General features: G+C 69.9%; 15 protein-coding genes. 4 read left to right on the top strand and 11 right to left on the bottom strand.

Features of this window, described 5'->3' with window-relative positions; all coding sequences use genetic code 11:
- Positions 1-72: 72 nt before the first annotated feature.
- Positions 73-1,737: a choline dehydrogenase gene (locus QO010_RS02250; RefSeq protein ID WP_307345366.1), complete on the bottom strand. Its 1,665-nt coding sequence runs from the start codon at positions 1,735-1,737 to the stop codon at positions 73-75.
- A gap of 91 nt (positions 1,738-1,828) precedes the next feature.
- Positions 1,829-2,266: a MarR family winged helix-turn-helix transcriptional regulator gene (locus QO010_RS02245; RefSeq protein ID WP_307345364.1), complete on the bottom strand. Its 438-nt coding sequence runs from the start codon at positions 2,264-2,266 to the stop codon at positions 1,829-1,831.
- Positions 2,267-2,327: 61 nt separating this feature from the next.
- On the opposite strand from QO010_RS02245, the gene QO010_RS02240 reads away from it, so the two are divergent.
- Together QO010_RS02240 and QO010_RS02235 are read left to right on the top strand one after the other, a co-directional pair.
- Complete coding sequence (locus QO010_RS02240; RefSeq protein ID WP_307345361.1) at positions 2,328-3,683, top strand: FAD-dependent monooxygenase; 1,356 nt, start codon at positions 2,328-2,330, stop codon at positions 3,681-3,683.
- Positions 3,673-4,053, top strand: coding sequence for a DUF6841 family protein (locus QO010_RS02235; protein ID WP_307345358.1), 381 nt, complete (start codon positions 3,673-3,675; stop codon positions 4,051-4,053). The genes QO010_RS02240 and QO010_RS02235 overlap by 11 nt, the downstream gene beginning before the upstream one ends.
- A 3-nt stretch (positions 4,054-4,056) precedes the next feature.
- Here QO010_RS02235 and QO010_RS02230 read toward each other — a convergent pair whose 3' ends face one another.
- The 7 genes from QO010_RS02230 to QO010_RS02200 all read right to left on the bottom strand — a co-directional run bounded on the left by QO010_RS02230 (position 4,057) and on the right by QO010_RS02200 (position 15,222).
- The gene (locus QO010_RS02230; RefSeq protein ID WP_307345356.1) at positions 4,057-5,226 is read right to left on the bottom strand and encodes an acyl-CoA dehydrogenase family protein; all 1,170 of its coding nucleotides are present in this window, start codon (positions 5,224-5,226) and stop codon (positions 4,057-4,059) included.
- On the bottom strand, positions 5,223-6,173 hold the full coding sequence (locus tag QO010_RS02225; RefSeq protein WP_307345353.1) for an NAD(P)/FAD-dependent oxidoreductase: 951 nt from the start codon (positions 6,171-6,173) through the stop codon (positions 5,223-5,225). Before QO010_RS02225 ends, QO010_RS02230 begins: the two co-directional genes overlap by 4 nt.
- A 54-nt stretch (positions 6,174-6,227) precedes the next feature.
- Positions 6,228-8,144: a pyrroloquinoline quinone-dependent dehydrogenase gene (locus QO010_RS02220; protein ID WP_307345350.1), complete on the bottom strand. Its 1,917-nt coding sequence runs from the start codon at positions 8,142-8,144 to the stop codon at positions 6,228-6,230.
- A gap of 42 nt (positions 8,145-8,186) precedes the next feature.
- The gene (locus tag QO010_RS02215; RefSeq protein ID WP_307345347.1) at positions 8,187-10,154 is read right to left on the bottom strand and encodes a TonB-dependent receptor plug domain-containing protein; all 1,968 of its coding nucleotides are present in this window, start codon (positions 10,152-10,154) and stop codon (positions 8,187-8,189) included.
- A gap of 182 nt (positions 10,155-10,336) precedes the next feature.
- Entirely contained in the window at positions 10,337-12,565 is a 2,229-nt protein-coding gene (locus QO010_RS02210; RefSeq protein ID WP_307345345.1) for a PQQ-dependent dehydrogenase, methanol/ethanol family, read from the bottom strand.
- A gap of 44 nt (positions 12,566-12,609) precedes the next feature.
- A complete protein-coding gene (locus tag QO010_RS02205) occupies positions 12,610-13,623 on the bottom strand; it encodes an acyltransferase family protein (RefSeq protein WP_307345342.1) in 1,014 nt (337 codons plus the stop codon).
- 198 nt (positions 13,624-13,821) lie between these two features.
- A complete protein-coding gene (locus tag QO010_RS02200) occupies positions 13,822-15,222 on the bottom strand; it encodes a Mur ligase family protein (RefSeq protein WP_307345340.1) in 1,401 nt (466 codons plus the stop codon).
- 51 nt (positions 15,223-15,273) lie between these two features.
- On the opposite strand from QO010_RS02200, the gene QO010_RS02195 reads away from it, so the two are divergent.
- Complete coding sequence (locus QO010_RS02195) at positions 15,274-16,089, top strand: LD-carboxypeptidase (protein ID WP_307345338.1); 816 nt, start codon at positions 15,274-15,276, stop codon at positions 16,087-16,089.
- Positions 16,090-16,254: 165 nt separating this feature from the next.
- On the opposite strand, the gene QO010_RS02190 is transcribed toward QO010_RS02195, so the two are convergent.
- Positions 16,255-16,644, bottom strand: a complete 390-nt coding sequence (locus tag QO010_RS02190) for an SRPBCC domain-containing protein (protein ID WP_307345336.1) — start codon at positions 16,642-16,644, stop codon at positions 16,255-16,257.
- Positions 16,645-16,691: 47 nt separating this feature from the next.
- Complete coding sequence (locus QO010_RS02185) at positions 16,692-17,126, bottom strand: MarR family winged helix-turn-helix transcriptional regulator (RefSeq protein ID WP_307345334.1); 435 nt, start codon at positions 17,124-17,126, stop codon at positions 16,692-16,694.
- Between the two features lie 53 nt (positions 17,127-17,179).
- Here QO010_RS02185 and QO010_RS02180 point away from each other — a divergent pair, with 53 nt between their 5' ends.
- Positions 17,180-17,932 (top strand): VOC family protein, encoded by a 753-nt coding sequence (locus QO010_RS02180; RefSeq protein ID WP_307345332.1) that lies wholly within the window; start codon positions 17,180-17,182, stop codon positions 17,930-17,932.

Here is a 17,932-nt window from a genome sequence, read left to right as displayed (position 1 = left end):
TCCGTCCGGACCGCCCCAACACAAAAAGCCTGGGTCCCCGCTTTCGCGGGGATGAGCGGTAGGAGAGAACCCTTACGCGGCCTTGGTGGCGTCCCCATCGAACACCGGCGCTTCGTCCCTGGGCGGGGCCGCGCGGCCGCGGATCATGTCGGCGGCCTTTTCCGCGATCATCATGGTCGGAGCGTTGGTGTTGCCGCCCACCAGGGTCGGCATGACCGAGGCGTCGATGACCCGCAGGCCGCTCAGCCCCTGCACCCGCAGCTCGCCATCGACCACGGCCATGGCGTCGCCCGCCACGCCCATGCGGCAGGTGCCGACCGGGTGGTAGATGGTCTCGCCGTTGGCGCGGATCCAGGCGTCGATCTCGGCGTCGGTCTTGACTTCGGCCCCCGGCGACAGTTCGGATGAGCGATAGGGGTCCAGCGCCTTCTGGGCGGCGACCTCGCGGCCGATCTTCAGGCCCTCTCGCATGGCGCGGCGATCCTCTTCGGTGGCCAGATAGTTGGCGAAGATGGCCGGGTCGGCGAACGGGTCGCTCGACTTGAGGCCGACGCTGCCCCGGCTCTCGGGCCGCAGCTGGCAGACGTGGAAGGTGAAGCCGTCCTTCTCGACCACGACCTTGCCGTGATCCTTCATCACCGCCAGCACGGTGTGGATCTGCAGGTCGGGCCGGTCCAGGTCGGGGCGCGAGCGCAGGAAGGCCCCCGATTCCAGGAAGTTCTCCCGGCCGATGCCCTTCTTGAACAGCATATAGTTGATGCCAACCATGGCCGTTTTGATCAGCCCCTTGCGCATCGAATAGATGGTGATCGGCTGCGGGCACTCCCAGCTCAGCGTCACGTCCAGGTGGTCCTGCAGGTTGGCCCCGACCCCGGCCAGGTCATGGGTCACCGCCACGCCGGCGGTCTTGAGGTCATCGGCCTTGCCGATCCCCGACAGTTGCAGGATATGCGGCGACTGCACGGCGCCGGCGCTGAGCAGCACCTCGGCGTCGGCATAGGCCACCTGTTTCTCGGCGCCCTTTTCCAGCACGTATTCGACGCCGACCGCCTTGCCGTTTTCGACCACGATGCGGGTCGTCCGCGCCCCGGTCAGGCAGGTCAGGTTGGCGCGGCTGAGGGCCGGATACAGATAGGCCTTGGCCGCGCTCCAGCGCTCGCCATCCTTGATGGTCATCTGGTAGGGACCCCAGCCTTCCTGCTGGAAGCCGTTGAAGTCCTTGGTGGTCAGGTAGCCGGCCTGGGCGCCGGCCTCGATGGCCGCCGAATAGATCGGGTTCTTCGACGCCGCCTTCGAAACATGCAGCGGGCCCTCGCCGCCATGCCAGGCGTCGCCGCCGCCCTCCAGGCTCTCGGAGCGCTTGAAGTAGGGCAGGATGTCGGCATAGCCCCAGCCGTCCAGCCCCATCTGGCGCCACTGGTCATAGTCGCGGGCGTGGCCGCGGATGTAGATCATGCCGTTGATCGAGGACGACCCACCCCAGCCGCGGCCGCGCGGCCACCAGAGCTTGCGGTTGTTCAGATGCGGCTCCGGCTCGGTCCAGAAGCCCCAATTGTAGTCGCCCTTGTCCTTGATCAGCTGACCCACCCCGGCCGGCATGCGGACCAGCAGGCTGTTGTCCTTCTTGCCGGCTTCCAGCAGCAGGACCTTGGTGGTTCCGTCCTCGGTGAGCCGGTTTGCCAGCACGCAGCCGGCCGAACCGGCGCCGATGATGATGTAGTCGTAGCAATCGGCCACGGCTGTCCTCCCGAGACAGGTTATCAGTGTTTAGATTACTCTGGCGCGGTGCGGGCCGGGAGGCAAGCGGGACGCTGGGGAAGGCCCGTCTTCAAGTGACGCTATTGGCCGACCCCGCCAACCGCCGCAGCAGCCGCACCAGGGTTTCCAGATCCTCCTGGCTCCAGTCGGCCAGGGCCTCGCCGGCCAGGGTCCGCCGCGCCACGGCCAGCCGCTCGACCAGGGCCCTCCCCGCCTCGGTCAACCGCGCCTCGTTGACCCGGCTGTCGACGGCGCTCTTGCGGCGCTCCACCAGGCCCAGGCTTTCCAGCTTGGCCACCTGCCGGCTGACGGTCGAGTAGTCGCGGCCGACCAGCTCGCCCAATTCCCCCACCCCCACCGGCTCATTCAGCGCCACCCGCGACAGCAGCGGAAACAGCGCCCGGTCCAGCTTCACCCCCGCCGCCTGGAGGAGGGCCAGGTCGGGCTGGGGGCGGTTCAGCATGCCGGCCAGGTCGAGCAGCACGGCGTGGAGGTCGTCGAGGATCATATCTGTGCGTTTTACACATTTTTCGTTGCGACGCACGCGAAACCGTGCTGGATATGTGTGTATGACGCACATATCTCAAATCCTCATCGTCGGAGCCGGGCCCACCGGCCTCACCCTGGCCTGCGACCTCGCCCGGCGCGGCGTCGCTTTCCGGCTGATCGAGCGGGCGGAGGGCCCGGCGACGGGGTCGCGGGGTAAGGGGCTTCAGCCGCGCAGCCTGGAGGTGCTCGACCTGCTGGGCGTCATCGCTCCGGTGCTGGCGGAGGCGGCGCCCTACCCGCTGATCCGCCGTCGCGACGCACAGGTCCCCGATCAGCCCATGCATCCGCACTTGGCCGCCACGCCGGCCACGCCCTACCCCAACACCTTGATGCTGCCCCAGGACCGCACCGAGGCCATCCTGCGCGAGCGGCTGGGGGCGCTGGGTGGTCGGGTGGAGTTCGGGCTGGGCCTGACCGACGCGCGACAGGACGCCGAGGGCGTCACCGCCACGCTTAGCAATGGGGAGACCGTCCGCTGCGCCTGGCTCGTCGGTTGCGACGGCGGCAAGGGCGTTACCCGCCGGCTGATCGGCGCGGCCTTCGAGGGCGAGACCCGCGAGGATGAGCGGGTGCTGTTCGCCGACGTGACGCTGGAGGGCCTGGACCGCGAGGTTTGGTCGATGTGGATGAGCCACGGTCTCATGGGCCTCTGCCCCCTCCCCGGAACCCACCGCTTCCAGTTCAGCGCCCCGCTGGCCCCCGACGAGGCCCCCGAGCTGAGCCTCGCCGGACTTCAGGCCATTATCGACGCGCGGGCGCCAGGCGTCCGGCTGACCGGGATGAGCTGGATCTCGCTCTACCGCTTCAACGCGCGCCTCGCCGACCGCTACCGCCGGGGTCGCATCTTGCTGGCGGGCGACGCGGCCCATGTGCATTCGGCGGCCGGCGGCCAGGGCTTAAACACCAGCGTGCAGGACGCCTGGAACCTCGGCTGGAAGCTGGCCCTGGCGCTGGACGGCGCCGCCGATACGCTCCTCGACAGCTACGAAGCCGAGCGCCGCCCGATCGCCGCCGACGTGCTGGGCCTCAGCAACCGGCTGCACCGCGAGGGGATCGGCGGCAATATGCGGCGCGGTGAAGAGGTGAACCAGCTGGCCCTGAACTACCGGGACTCGGCCCTCTCCCGGCAGCTTGGCAGGAGCGTCCTGCAGGCCGGAGACCGCCTGCCAGATAGCCCGGCCAGCCGCTCGGATGGCCGCCAGGGCCGGGCCTTCGACCTGATCCGCCATGGCGGTTTCACCGACCTGACGCTGGACGGCCAGCGGCTGCTGGTCCGCCCCGACGGCTACATCGCCCTGGCCGGCGCGGTGACAGAGGACGCAGCAGGGGCTTATCTGGCGGACCTCACCGCCGGGAGACTTCGCCATGCCGCATGAAGACGCCATCGCCGCCGCCCACGCCGTCCTCGACCGCTTCATGGCCGCCTTCAACGCCCAGGACATCGCCGCCTGGGAGGACACGTTCAACTTCCCGAGCGTGCGGCTGGCCTCGAATGCGCTGACCATCATCGAGCCGGGCTATCACCAGCCGGCGATGTTCAGCCGCGGGGCGCTGAGCGAATGGGACCACTCGGCCTGGGAGCGGCGCGAGGTCATCCACGCCGGGCCCGACAAGGTTCATTTCGATACGCGGTTCACGCGGTATCGGAAGGACGGGTCGGTGATCGCCGGGTTTGACTCGATCTATGTGGTGACGTGCGAGAGCGGGCACTGGGGGGTCAAGGCGCGGTCGAGTTATGCGCCCTGACCGCTAGTAGCTCTTCGGCAGGTCCAGCACCCGCTCGGCGATGAAGTTGAGGATCATCTCCCGGCTCACCGGCGCGATCCGGGCCAGCATCGACTCGCGGAAATACCGCTCGACGTCGTACTCCTTGGCGTAACCCATCCCGCCGTGGGTCAGCACCGCCGTCTCGCAGGCCCGGAACCCCGCCTCGGCCCCCAGATACTTGGCCGCGTTGGCCTCGGCCCCGCAGTCCTGGCCGGCGTCGTAGAGGGCCGCCGCCTTGAAGGCCATCAGGTTGGCCGCTTCCAGCTCGGCCCAGGACTTGGCCAGAGGGTGCTGGATTCCCTGGTTTTTCCCGATCGGGCGGCCGAACACCACCCGCTCGCCGGCATACTTCGCGGCCTTGGCCAACGCCGCGCGGCCCAGGCCCACGGATTCAGCGCCGAACAGCACCCGCTCGGGGTTTAGGCCATGCAGCAGGTAGGAGAAGCCCTTGCCCTCCTCGCCCAGCAGGTCCTCGGCCGGGACCTGCAGGTCCTCGATGAAAAGCATATTACATTCAACGGCTTTACGGCCCATCTTCGGAATGGGCTTGGCGTCGATCTTCGAGCGATCGAAGTCGGTGTAGAAGAGGCTCAGGCCCTGGGTCGGCTTGGCGCACTGGTCCTTGGGCGTGGTGCGGACGATCAGCAGGATCTTGTTGGCCCGCTGGGCCATGGTCGTCCAGATCTTGCGGCCGTTGATGACATAGCCATTGCCCTTGCGCTCGGCGCGGGTCTCCAGGCTGGAGGTGTCCAGGCCGCTGTTGGGCTCGGTGACCGCGAAACAGGCCTTGTCCTCGCCGGCGATGATGCGCGGCAGGTGGCGCGCCTTCTGATCGTCGGTGCCGAACTTCACCACCGGCATCAGGCCGAAGATGTTGAGGTGGATGGCCGAGGCCCCCGAGAACCCCGCCCCCGACTGGGTGACGGTCTGCATGACATGGGCCGCCTCGGTCAGGCCCAGGCCCGCCCCGCCGTATTCCTCGGGCATGGCGACGCCCAGCCAGCCGCCGGCCGCCATGGCCGCCACGAAGCCTTCCGGGAAGTCGCCGGTCTCGTCGGTGCGCCGCCAGTATTCGTCGTCGAAGTCGGCGCAGATTCGCCCCACCGCCTCGCGGATCGCCGCCTGTTCCTCGGTGGGCCAGAAACCGCTCATGTCGTCTCCTCGAAGCGTCTTGGATTCATCGCGTCGGCCCAGGGCCCCGGATCCTCGCCGGCCAGATACGCCGCCGTCATCCGGGCGACAAGCGGGGCCAGCAGCCAACCGTTACGGCGGGCGCCGGCGGCGACGAACACCCCCTCGCGGGCGCTCCAGCCGACCAGGGGCAGGCCGTCGGGGGTGGCGGCGCGCACGCCGGCGCTGAGGGTCGGGGTCAGGCCGGCCAGCGCCGGGACCAGCGCCTCCGCCTTGGCCTGCAGGATGGCTCCCCGGGCAGGACTCAAACCTCGGTCCGAGACGCCGACCTCCATCGTCGCCCCGGCGATAGCGCCGTTGGGGTCTGGGCAGACATAGATGCCGGCGCCGCGCAGCACAGGCCCCCCCGCCGGGCCTCCGGAGTAGCGCAGGATGTGGCCCTTGATCGGGGTCAGGCTGGTCAGCTCGGGAGCCAGGCCGATTTCCGCGCCGGTCGCCACGATGGTGAGGCCATCGGGCTGGGTGACCGCTTCCTGGCGGATGGCGACGCCGGACATGGCGGTCAGGGCCGCCAGCGGGTCGAGACGCCAGTCCTCGGGAGTGTAGAGGCCCGCCGGGGCGAGGCTGCCGCGGGCGCCGAGCGCCAGGAGCCGGGCGAGCTCGCCCTCCCCCGCCCCGGTCAAGATGGCGCCGGAACGTTCCAGCTTCAGGTCCAGCGAGGCCGCGAAATCCGGCCACAGGTCGCGGGCGGCCTTGAACAGCGGGAAGCGGCCGGCGCTGACCGGGTCGAGCAGCGCCTCGAAGGCCGGCGCCAGCATCCCGGCGGCCACCCCCGAGGCGTTGTCACCCAGCGGTGCGGGGTCGCACACGGTGACCTCCGCCCCGGCCCGCGCCAGTTCGACCGCGATGGAGAGGCCCAGCGCCCCGGCGCCGGCCACGGTGACGCCGATTCCGCTCAGCCGCTGCATGGGGTGCAGTCAACGCGTGGACGGGATGGGGTCAAGGGCTGATGCTTGCGGGGCTCAGTAGAGCGCGAACGCCACGACCTTGTCCCCGCGTTTGGTGTCCGACTTCGCATGTCCGCCCGCCGCGATGACCACGAACTGGCGGCCCTTCCAGACATAGGTCATCGGCGTCGCCTGCCCGCCGGCCGGCAGCCGCCCGCGCCACAGCTCCTTGCCGGTCCGCTCGTCGAAGGCCCGCAGGTAGTTGTCCAGGCTCGCCCCGATGAACACCAACCCGCCGCCCGTGCTGATCGGGCCGCCGAAGTTGGGAGTGCCGACGCCGCGCAGGATCAGGTTGGAGAAGGGGGCGAGGTCGCGGGTCGTGCCGAGCGGCGTCTTCCACAGCACCTTGCCGGTGTTCATGTCGATGGCGGTCAGCAGCCCCCAGGGCGGTGGATTGCAGGGCAGGCCCAGCGGCGAGCGCAGCAGTTCGCGCTTCATGCCGTAGGGGGCGCCGGTGTTGGGGCTGATCTCGGCGTCGGGCTCGGCCCGGCTGGCGGCGGCGAGTTGGTTGCGGGGGATCAGGGTCACCTTGTGCAGGGCGCTGGAGGTGTTGACGAAGACGATGTTGCGCCTGGGATCGAAGGAGATTCCGCCCCAGTTCGAACCGCCGCCGGTGAACGGATAGAGGATGGTCCCGGTCAGGCTAGGCGGGGTGTAGAGGCCGTCGGCCCGGGCGCTGGCGATCAGCTTGCGGCAGGCCTTGCGGTCGATGCCGGTCAGGCCGAAGGCGTCGGCGGGCTTGATGCGGCTGGGCGACAGGGGCGCCGGGGCCAGTGGGAAGGGCTGGGTCGGCGAGAGCACCTCGCCGGGCGCGCCGCCCTGCGGGACAGGGCGTTCCTCGACCGGGATGATGGGCAGGCCCGTGTCGCGGTCCAGGGTGAAGATCAGCCCCTGCTTGGTGGTCTGGATCACCGCCTCACGGATCCGGCCCTTCCAGGTAATGGCAGCCAGGGTCGGCTGGGCGGGGACGTCGTAGTCCCAGACGTCGTGATGGGTGGTCTGGAAGGCCCAGGCCACGGCGCCAGTCTCGGCTTTCAGGGCGACAACCGAGTTGGCGTAGCCGTCGGTCCCCGGCCGGCCGGCGGCATAGAAGTCGGGACTGGGGCTGCTGGTCGGCAGGAAGACCAGGCCGCGCGCCTCATCGACCGACATCGGGGCCCAGACATTGGCGGCCCCGGACTTGATGGCCGGCCGGGCGTCCGCCAGCGGGTCGAAGCTCCAGCGCGGGGCCCCGGTGACGGCGTCGAAGGCGTGGACCGCGCCGCTGGTCTCCTCGACCTTCTGGTTGTCGTCGATGGACGAGCCGACGATGACCACGCCGCGCACCACCACCGGCGGCGAGGTGATCTGGGCGCCGTCGGGGTGGGTCAGCTTCGCATCCGGCATGGCGTCGATGGCGCCGTTCTTCCCAAAGCCGGCGCAGGGTTTGCCAGTGGCGGCATCGAGAGCGAACAGGCGCCGGTCGTTGGTGGCCATGAAGACGCGATTGGCGCAGGGGGCGTTGGCCGGGGCGGCGGGATTGGTCCAGCCGGCCAGGCCCCGGCAGTTGTAGCTGTTGGGATAGTCCAGACCGGGGTCGATCTTCGGATCGAACCGCCACAGCTCTTGCCCATTATCCGGGTCCAGGGCGCTGACGGCGTTGAACGGCGAGCAGATCAGCAGCCTGCCAGCGAACAGGATGGGCGTGTTCTCGAAAGCGGCCCGGTCCATCGCCTCGCCCCGGCGGGCGACCTCGCCGGTGGAGTAGGTCCAGGCGACCTTGAGGTCCTTGACGTTGTCGGGGGTGATCTGGGCGGCGGTGGAGTAGCGCTGGCCGCCGGCGTCGCCGCCGTAGGCATCCCAGCCGGCGTCGGGGGCCTTGGGGATGACCTTGGCGCAGCTGGCCAGGGCCAGAGCCGCGAAGGTGATGGTGATGATGGCCGCCCGCTTCATGGGCAGAGGATGCGCGTGCAGGCGCGAGGAGACAATCCTCCGCTAGGGCCGCCAGACGATGCCGATGCGGAAGGTGCGGGGGGCGTCGTAGCTGGAGATGCCGTCGGCGGTTTGGGCGGTTTCGACGCTCGTGTCGGTGGCGTTGTCCAGGGCGGCGTAGAGCGCGGCGCTGGGCGTCACCCGCCAGTCGGCGCGCAGGTCCAGCGTCGTCGCGGCCCCAAGCACCCGGCTGTTGAGGTCGTCGTCGAAGCGGCTGGCTTCGTAGCGGGCGGCGGCCCTCAGCGTCACCGCGTCGGCCGGCCGCCAGCCGGCCTCGGCGGAGGCGGTCAGGCGCGGGGTCTGGGCGGGACGCAGGCCGGTGAGCTGGGGGGCGGATGAGCCGCCGTCGACCTTGGCCTCGGTGTAGCCGGCGGCCAGCCTCAGCCAGCCGTCCGACCAGTCGTGATGGACCTCGCCCTCCAGGCCCCAGGCGTCGATGTCGCCGGCGTTCTGGCGTTGCCGCAAGACGCCGCCGGCCGGGATGAAGCCGGCCAGGGGGAAGACGCCCGGGCCAAAGCCGATGGTGACGTTGGTGACCGCGCCCTCCAGGCGGTTGGCGAACAGGGTGAGGGTCCAGTCGGTCCCGCCCAGGCCCGCCTCGACGCCGTAGAGCTTTTCCGGCTCGAGGCCGGGATTGGCTTCGGTGACGTCGTTGCCGACCCGGAAGGGGCGGTGCAATTCGTTCAGGGTCGGGGGGCGGAAGCCGGCATAGGCGGCGGCGCGCCAGTAGCCGTTGTCGGAGAGGCTGTAGCGGACGGCGGCGCGGGCGGTGGGCTGCCAGCCGGCCTGGTCGGCGGGCCGGTTGTCGAGGGTGACGGCGCTGGTGGCCAGATCGCGCTCGATACGCTTGCCGCCGCTGTCGGACCAGCGGTCGAGGCGGACGCCGCCGGTGAGCAGCCACGGTCCATCGTCGCGCCAGGTCTCGGCATAGAGGCCGGCGACGTACTGGTCGCCCCCGGCCACCCGGCCCCGGGTGAAGGCGCCGGCCAGGAAGCGGAAATGCTCGCGGGTCTCGCCGCTGGCGGCGCGCAGGTCGGCGCCGATCTCCCAGGTGCGGCCGCGCAGGGCGGCGTTGAAGCCATAGCCCAGGGCGGGGGTGCCATACTGGTCGTTGGCCGGGGTCGTCGTATTGCGCCCGGGGGCGACGGCGACGCTGCTGTTCTCCAGGTCGGAGCTACGCAGCCAGGCCTGCAGGCGCCAGTCCGTGCCCAGGCCCACCGAGCCGCCGGTCAGGGTCGCGGAAGCTGAGGCGCCGACCGAGCGGGAGGCGGCGCCGGCCAGGCCGCTGTCGCGGGATTCCTGGTAGGCGGCGGCGCGCAGGGCGAGCTTCAGACCACCCAGATCGGGGGCGTAGCGGATCGCGGCGCTGGCCGAGCGGAAGCCCAGCGGCTGGTCGGCCAGGCCCGCGCCCTTTTGCACCGGCGTCCAGCCGTCGGTGCGCTGGGCGCTGGCGACGAAGAAGACATCGCCATAGGCCAGGGCCGCCGAGCCGAAGGCCCCGCCACGCTCGGCCCCCTCGAGGCTGTATTCGCCGTTCGCGGGGACCTGGGTGCGTTCGGAAAGCTGGATGACACCGGTCAGGGCCCCGGCCCCGTATGGCCCGGCCCCTGCCCCGCGCACGATCTGCACGCTCTCGATGCCGGCGTTGGGCAGGCCCGACCAGATCACCCAGCCGCCGAACGGGTCGTTCTGGGGCGCCCCGTCGAGGGTGACCAGAGCCCGGCCCGCGCCCGACCCTGCAATCCCGCGCAGACTGATCCCCTGGGTGGTCGGGTTGGCGGCCTGGCTGGAGGTGCGGCGGAAGAGCTGCACGCCCGGGACGGCGGTGAGGGCGTCGTCGAGGCGCGGGGCGGTGGCGATGGTTTCGGCGTCCAGGCTGATGACCGAGAAGGCGGCGTCTGTCGGCGAGGCCGGGAGGCGGGCCGCCTGGACGGTGACGGTGGCAACGGGGGGCGGGGCGTCCAGGGGCATTCAGGTTCTCAAAAAGCTCCCTTCCTCCTCGATGGAGGAAGGGTTGGGGATGGTGGTGGTGGCAGGGCGTTTCCGGGCAGGCGCAGGGGGGGCGCATGCGCCACCCCTCACGCTTCCCCCTACACCGAGCGAACACCACCAACCCTGCCCTTCCTCCATCGAGGAGGAAGGGTTCTCAAGGGTTACTTTTTCGCAGCCGGCTTCATCTTCACCGTCGAAGCCGGCTTGTCCGCCACCACGATGGGCCTGTCGGCCGTGCCGTCCTTCTGGCGATGGGCCAGGTTCAGCAGGTACTGCCGGATGTTCTCCGCATCCGCCGGCTTCAGCAGGGCCTTAAAGCTGACCATGCCGCCCTCGGCCCGGTCGCCGCCGATGACCACGCCCTGCCAGACCGCCGCATTGGTGGTCACCAGCGAGTAGCGCAGGTCGGGGATGGAGAAGTTGGAGACGCCGCTGGCCCCGTGGCAGACGCCGCAGTTGGCCGAGTAGTAGGCCATGCCGGAGTCGATCTGGGCCTGGGTCGCGGTCACCGGCGGCAGGTCGGGCCAGGTCTTCACCGTGGCCGGGATGACCGGCAGCACGCCCTTGCCCCCCAGCTTGAAGACCAGCAGCCGCCGCTGGCCGTTGGAGATCGGGTTGACCCCCGCCCCGGCCGAGGTGGCGAAGCCGCCGCCAAAGCCCGCCATCACCGCCACATACTGCTCGCCATCGATCTCGTAGGTCATCGGCGGGGCGACGATGCCCGTCTGGGCCTGGAAGGCCCACAGCTTCTTGCCAGTGGCGGCGTCATAGGCCGCCAGTTCGCCGGTGGCCGAACCCTGGAAGATCAGCCCGCCGCCGGTGGCCAGCACCCCGCCGTTCCACGGGCCGTCATAGTTGACCGCCCACTTCTCGGTCTGGGTCACCGGATCCCAGGCGACCAGCCGGCCCTTCAGCGAGGCCTTGATCGCCGTCAGGGTCGCCTTGTCGTCGGGCAGGCCCGCGGCCAGGAAGTCGACCCCGACGTTCCAGCCCTGCGGCCGATAGCGGTCGGCCCCGCCGGCCTTGCCCGGCTGCATGTAGGGGAAAGGGATTTCCTGGGTCGGGATATAGACCAGGCCCGTGCGCGGGCTGAAGGCCATGGGCTGCCAGTTGTGGGCCCCGAGCGGTCCCGGGTTCGACAGGTGCATGGCCGTCTTGTAGCGGGCCTCGGGGGTTTCGATCGGCCGGCCGCTGGCCTGGTCGATGCCGGTCGCCCAGTTGACCGCCGCGACGTATTTCTGGCCCGAGATGAACCTGCCGGTCGCCCGGTCCAGCACGTAGAAGAAGCCGTTCTTGGGCGCCTGCATCAGCACCTTGCGCACCTGCCCGCCGATGGAGATGTCGGCCAGGATGATGTGCTGGGTGGCGGTGTAGTCCCAGCTCTCGCCGGGCGTGGTCTGGTAGTGCCAGACGTATTCGCCGGTGTCGGGCTTGAGCGCCACGATCGAGGACAGGAACAGGTTGTCGCCGCCCTTGGGCGAGCGCTTCTCACGATTCCAGGGCGAGCCGTTGCCGACCCCGATATAGAGCAGGTCCAGGTCCGGGTCGTAGGCCATGGAATCCCAGACCGTGCCGCCGCCGCCGGTCTTCTTCCACTCCCCGTCGGTGTCCCAGGTCTTGCGGGCGATATCCATCGCCTTGTCCGAGGCCGCGCCATCGGTCGGCTTGAGGCCCGGCACGGTGTAGAAGCGCCAGACCAGCTTGCCGGTCTCGGCGTCATAGGCCGAGAGATAGCCGCGCACGCCCAGCTCCGCGCCGCCGTTGCCGATCAGCACCTTGCCTTTGACGACCCGGGGGGCGCCGGTGATGGTGTAGGGCTTGTTCTGGTCGACGGTGACCACCGACCAGGCCAGCTTGCCGCTCTTGGCGTCGATGGCTTCCAGCCGGCCGTCCAGCGTGCCGACATAGACCCGGCCGCGCCAGAGGGCGACGCCCCGGTTGACCGCGTCGCAACAGGCCTTGATGTCGGTGGCCTTGGCCACCTTGGGATCATAGGTCCACAGCAGCTGGCCGCTCTTGGCGTCGAAGGCGCGGACCACCGACCAGGAGCTGGTGGTGTAGAGCACACCCTCGCTCATCAGCGGGGTGGCCTCTACGCCGCGGTCCTCGGGCAGATCGAAGCTCCAGGCCAGGCCCAGCTTGGCGACGTTGCCGGCGTTGATCCTGTCGAGCGGGCTGTAGCGCTGCTCGTTGTAGGTGCGGCCGTGGCTCAGCCATTCGCCGGGATTGGCGTCGGCGTTGATGATCGCCGCCCCGTCGACGACATAGGGGGCCGTCCCCGACGGCTCGGCCGGCGGCCCGCCCGGCTTGGCCTTGGGGCCGCAGGCGGTGAGGCCCGCCGCTAAACCGATGACCAACACGGCCGCGATCGCGGCGTTGCGCTTGCCCATAGTCCCGTTTCCTCGCCCTGCTCCGGGGTCTGCGCCCGGAGTCTCTAGGGGGAAGTATGCGAGGGCTTCCCTGCGTCAAGCAACCGGCGTTTCAGCATCCGGGTCATGGGACGCTCGATGAGGAACCAGCAGGCGATCCCGGCGGCCTGGGAGACGATCAGAGCCAGGGGCAGCCACAGCCACAGCGGTCGCACCCCGAAGGTCATGGCGAAGGCGCCCAGGGTCAGTGGATGGGTCAGGTAGGTGGAATAGGAGGCATCGCCCATCAGGCCCAGCGGCGGCATCCTGCGCATGCCGCCATCGGCCTCGACACAGGCCAGGCCCGCCACCAGCAGCAAGGCCGGCGGGCCCCACAGGAACGGCCGCCAGGCGTCCCAGGCCGAATGGCCCAGGGCCAGGGCCCCGAACGCGGCGACCCCGACGCCGAACATCAGCCAGCCGATGGAGCGGCCGGGGCCCGGTCCCTTGCCCAGGCCCGCGGCCAGCAGCACGCCGGAGAGGAACTCCAGCAGCATCGGGTTGAGCAGCAGGACATAGGCCGGCGGACACATCAGGCCGGCGATGGCCCCGGTGACCAGGACGAAACCCAGGAACAGCAGCCGTGTCGTGCGCGGCAGGGCCAGGGCGATGGCGAACAGGACGTAGAAGAAGGCTTCGTAGTTCAGCGTCCAGCCCAGACCGAGCAGCGGGAAGGGTTCACCCCTGGGATTGAGGTGCTGAATGAAGGCCAGGGAGAGGATGACGTGGACGGGTTGCGGGTCCTGGTCGGTGAAGCGCGTGGGGGCGAGGACGGCGGCGATGGTCAGGCCGAGGGTGATCAGCCAGTAGAGCGGGACGATGCGAATGGCGCGCTTGGCGAGGAACCGGCCGGGTCCGGTGGCCCCGTCGGACGTGGTCCGCCACATGATGAAGCCGCTGATCACGAAGAAGACGTCGACCCCGGCGCTGCCGATATCGACCGGGACGCTGGCCCACTGGGTGGCGTGGTAGAAGACCACGCTCAGCGCGGCGAGGGCGCGCAGGTACTGGATGGAGCGGAGGTTTTCGGCGGCCTGCATCCTAACTCCTCTCCCTATGGGAGAGGTCGACTCTGAGCGCGCCAGCGCGAGGAGCGGGTGAGGGCCTGCCCTGCGGGGCCAGCCGACCAATGCCGCGGCATGTCGAACCGCCGCAAGGCTCCTCCTCCGTGGGGCGCCGCCTGCGGCGTGCCCCTCGCTCCTCCTCGCGAGCGAGGAGGAGAGGCGCGTGGGCTGCCCTCACCGCCCCGCCAGCGCGCTCAGCATGTCGGCCGCCACCTGGCTCAGGGTGTCGTCCCGCGCGCCCATGACCACGATGCGGTCTCCGGAGCGGGCGAGATCGAGCAACCGCGCCACGCATTCCGCCCGCGTCTCGAACGCCTCGGCCTGCCGGCCCCTGGCGACCAGGTCACCCGCGATGTCGGTGCTGGTGACGCTGCGGTCCGTCGTGCCGCCGTAATAGGCCGGCTGGGGCATGACCAGGATGTCGTCCGGGCCCAGGTCCCGCGCGAAGCCCTCGACGAACTCCGCCCGCATCTTGACCAGCGGGCCAAAGCCGTGCGGCTGGAAGAGGATCAAGAGGCGCCCGGGGAAGTCGTGCAGCGTCGCCAGGGTAGCGGCAATCTTGTCGGGGTTGTGGGCGAAGTCGTCGATGACCGTCACGCCCGCCGCCGTGCCCACGGTTTCGAGGCGCCGACGGACTCCCGCGAAGCCGTCGAGGGCGGCGGCGGCCTCGGCCAGGTCCAGCCCCACCGCCTGGGCAGCGGCCAGAGCGGCCAGGGCGTTGGCGACGTTGTGGCGGCCGGGGGTCAGCAGCTTGACCCGCGCGGACGCCTCGCCGTGATGGGCGGTGAAGGCGATGCCGTCGGGCGCCGGGGCGATGTCGCCGGCCCAGAGGTCGGCCGCCTGGTCGGTCAGGCTGTAGGTCACCACCCGGTCGGCTTCCAGCTCGCCGGCCAGCAGCGCCGTCTCGCCGTTGTCGAGGTTGAGGACGGCGGTCGAGGACTTCTGGGTGAAGCCGCGGAACAGGCTCCGCAGTTCGTCCATCGACTTGTGGTCCAGGGAGATGTTGTTGACCACCGCCACACGCGGATCATACCGGGCGATGGAGCCGTCGCTCTCGTCGACCTCGCTGACAAAGACACCGCCCTGCCCGACCAGGGCGCTGGCGAACAGCGCTTCGTCGGTGACGAAGTTCTTCATCACCGCCCCGTTCATGACGGTCGGGTCGCGGCCGGCCCGGTGCAGGATCCAGCCGATCATGCCGGTGGTGGTCGACTTGCCGCTGGTGCCGGCGACGCCGATGGAAATGGGGGCGGCGTTGAAGAGGTCGCTGAGCAGTTCGGCCCGGGTGATCAGGCTGGCCCCGACCCGCCGGGCGGCCTGGACGTCTGGCACGGTCTCCTCGACGGCGGCCGAGGCGACAACCTGGGTCCTGGGATCGGTGATGCCGCTGCCGTCCTGCGGATAGAGGCTGACCCCCTGGCCGCGCAGCCAGTCGAACTTGGCCGGGGTGCGGCCCTGATCCAGGGCCCGGTCCGAGCCGGCGACAGCGTGGCCTTGGGCGCGCAGGATCATCGCCAGGGGCAGCATGCCGCTGCCGCCGATCCCGCAGAAGAAGTAAGACCTGCTTAGACTCATGAGGCGAAGCTATAAGCGGTGAGGCTTTAACAACCAACGGCCCCGTCCCGCATGAAGCGCATCGGCATCGTCGCCCCGGCCAGCCGGCTGATCGAGGCCTTTCCGGATCGCCTGCGCGCGGCCATGGAGCCCCGGTTCGGCGGGCGGGTCGAGCTGATCTTCCATCCGCAGTGCTTCGAGGACTGGGGCCATTTCGCCGGGACCGACGACAGTCGGGCCAGAGCCTTCGTCGACATCGCCAACGATCCCAGCCTGGATGCGCTGTGGTTCGGCCGGGGCGGCTACGGTTCCTGCCGCATCGTCGAGGCGGTGATGCCGAAGCTGAACGAGGCGGCCCGCGCCAAGGCCTATCTGGGCTACAGCGACGCCGGCTCGATGCTGGGCGCCCTCTACAAGGCCAGCTTCCCGCACGTGGCTCACGGGCCGGTCGCCGCCGACCTTCACCGCCAGGGCGGCCAGGCGGCCGTCGAGCGGGCCCTGGCCTGGCTGGTCGACCGCGACCCCGCCAGCCTCGAGCCCGGCCTGGGCGCCCTGCCCCACGCCGCCTTCAACCTGACCATTCTCAGCCACCTGATCGGCACCCCCTGGATGCCCGACCTGACCGGCCATGTCCTGCTGATCGAGGAGGTCAGCGAGCACATGTACCGTATCGACCGGGCCCTGTGGCACGTGGTCCACGCTGTGAAAGGCCTGGCCGGCCTGCGTCTGGGCCGCTGCAGCGACATCCCGGACAACGACCCCGACTTCGCCCAGACCGAGGAGGAGGTGGCCCAGCACTGGTGCGCGGTCTCGGGGGTTCCGTACCTGGGCCGGGCGGACATCGGGCATGACGCGGACAACAAGGTCGTGCCGTTTGGGGTCCGCTAGGCAGCCGCCCCGCCCCGCCGCCGCCCATGTCAGGTCCTATCGGCTGGCGAAGCGGCGGCTTTATTTCGGTGACAGTTTACTTAATTCGCTCCCGTGGCAGGGCGGCCCCGAAAGAGGCTCGGGGTGAACTAAGTAAACTGTCACCGAAATTGCTGGTCTGCAGGATCAGCGCAACATCGCCGCCAGATTGTCCAGCGACTGTCGCGCGCCCTCGTTGTTGTCTTCGGGGCGGATGCCGTGCGGCAGGTTTTCGAACCGCATCTCGATCCGCGTGCCGCTTGAGACGGGCTCCAGGATGATCTCGATGGTCATCACCCCGGCGAGAGCCGGGTCGTCGCTGACGAAGGTCACGGCCTCGACGATGCGGTGGGGCTCGTCCAGTTCGGTGAAGACCACGCGGACCCGATCCTCATTGGCCGTGGTCTTGCCGCGGTTGTCGCCGTCCGGATAGGTCAGCGACATCTCGTAGCCGCCGCCGACCCTGCCGTCGAAATGGTGGATGACCCCGCGCATCTCGCCGGGCGGCAGCCATCGGACCAGGATGGCCGGGTCCATGAAGGCCGACTAGAGCGCACCGGCCGGAGCCGGAAGAATGATTGAACTCACGCCGTCTCCAGGGCCCGCATCCCCGCATGGACCGAAGCGTCCGCCACGGCGTCCAGTTCCGCATGGACCCGCTCCCAAATCGGCAGGGCGACGGCCAGGGTCGCGCGGCCGTGGGGGGTCAGTGAGAGGAGCCTGCCGCGGCGGTCATTGGGGTCGGTCTCGATGGCGACCAGGCTGCGGCGGTCCAGGGGCTTGAGCGCCGCGGTCAGGGTGGTGCGGTCCATGGCCAGCATGGCGGCGGCCTCGGTGACGCTCCAGGGCTGTGGCCGGGCCAGGGTCATCAGCAGCGAGAACTGGCCGTTGGTCAGCCCGACCGGCCGCAGCGCCTCGTCGAACCGCCGGGCCAGGGCCCGGGCCGTCCGCTGGGCCTGCAGGCAGAAGCAGGTGTCGCGGACACGGTGGACCTCGCTCAGTCCAATGGCGGGTGTCATTGACATGTCGCCTTATGTTGATATCAACGCGTTTCGTCAAGAGGAGACCTGCCATGGCCGACACCTTCCACTGGTACGAGCTGCTGACCCCGGACCCCGCCGCGGCGGCGAAGTTCTACAGCGCGGTGGTCGGCTGGGAGGTCGAGGCGATGGGGCCCTACACCCTGCTCAAGACCGCCAAAGGTGGCGTGGCGGGCATCGCCACCCAGCCGCCGGAAGTGGCGGCCACGGGGCTGGGCCCGGGCTGGGTCGGCTATATCGGCGTCCAGGACGTCAATGCGGCGGCGCTGATGGCGCATGAGGCCGGCGGCAAGATCCTGATCGAGCCGACCGACGTCATGGGCATCCTGACCTCGTCCTGGGTCACCGACCCGCAGGGCACGGTTTATGTGGTGTTCAAGGGCAACAGCCCCAACGCTCCCCCGACGGGTGGGCCCGAGGAGCCGGGCTATTTCGGCTGGCGCGAACTGATGGCGGTCGACGGGGCCTCGGCGCTCGACTTCTATTGCGCCCAGTATGGCTGGACCCAGGCAGAGACCCACGACATGGGGCCGATGGGCGTCTATCGGATCTTCAATGTCGACGGCGTGCAGACCGGCGGGGTGATGACCAAGCCGGCCGAGATGCCGCATTCGGTGTGGAACTTCTACATCCAGGTCGATGCGATCGGCGCGGCGGTCGAGCGCGTCAAGGCGGGCGGCGGCCAGGTGATCATGGACCCTATGCAGGTGCCCGGCGGGCTGTGGGTGGTGCAGTGCACGGACCCGCAGGGGGCGGTGTGCAGCTTGATCAGTCCCAATCCCTGA

Source organism: Caulobacter ginsengisoli (genome assembly GCF_030814835.1).
Lineage (GTDB): Bacteria > Pseudomonadota > Alphaproteobacteria > Caulobacterales > Caulobacteraceae > Caulobacter > Caulobacter ginsengisoli.
The sequence above is the reverse complement of the archived record's forward strand: the minus strand, read 5'-3'. Positions and strand labels throughout refer to the sequence as shown.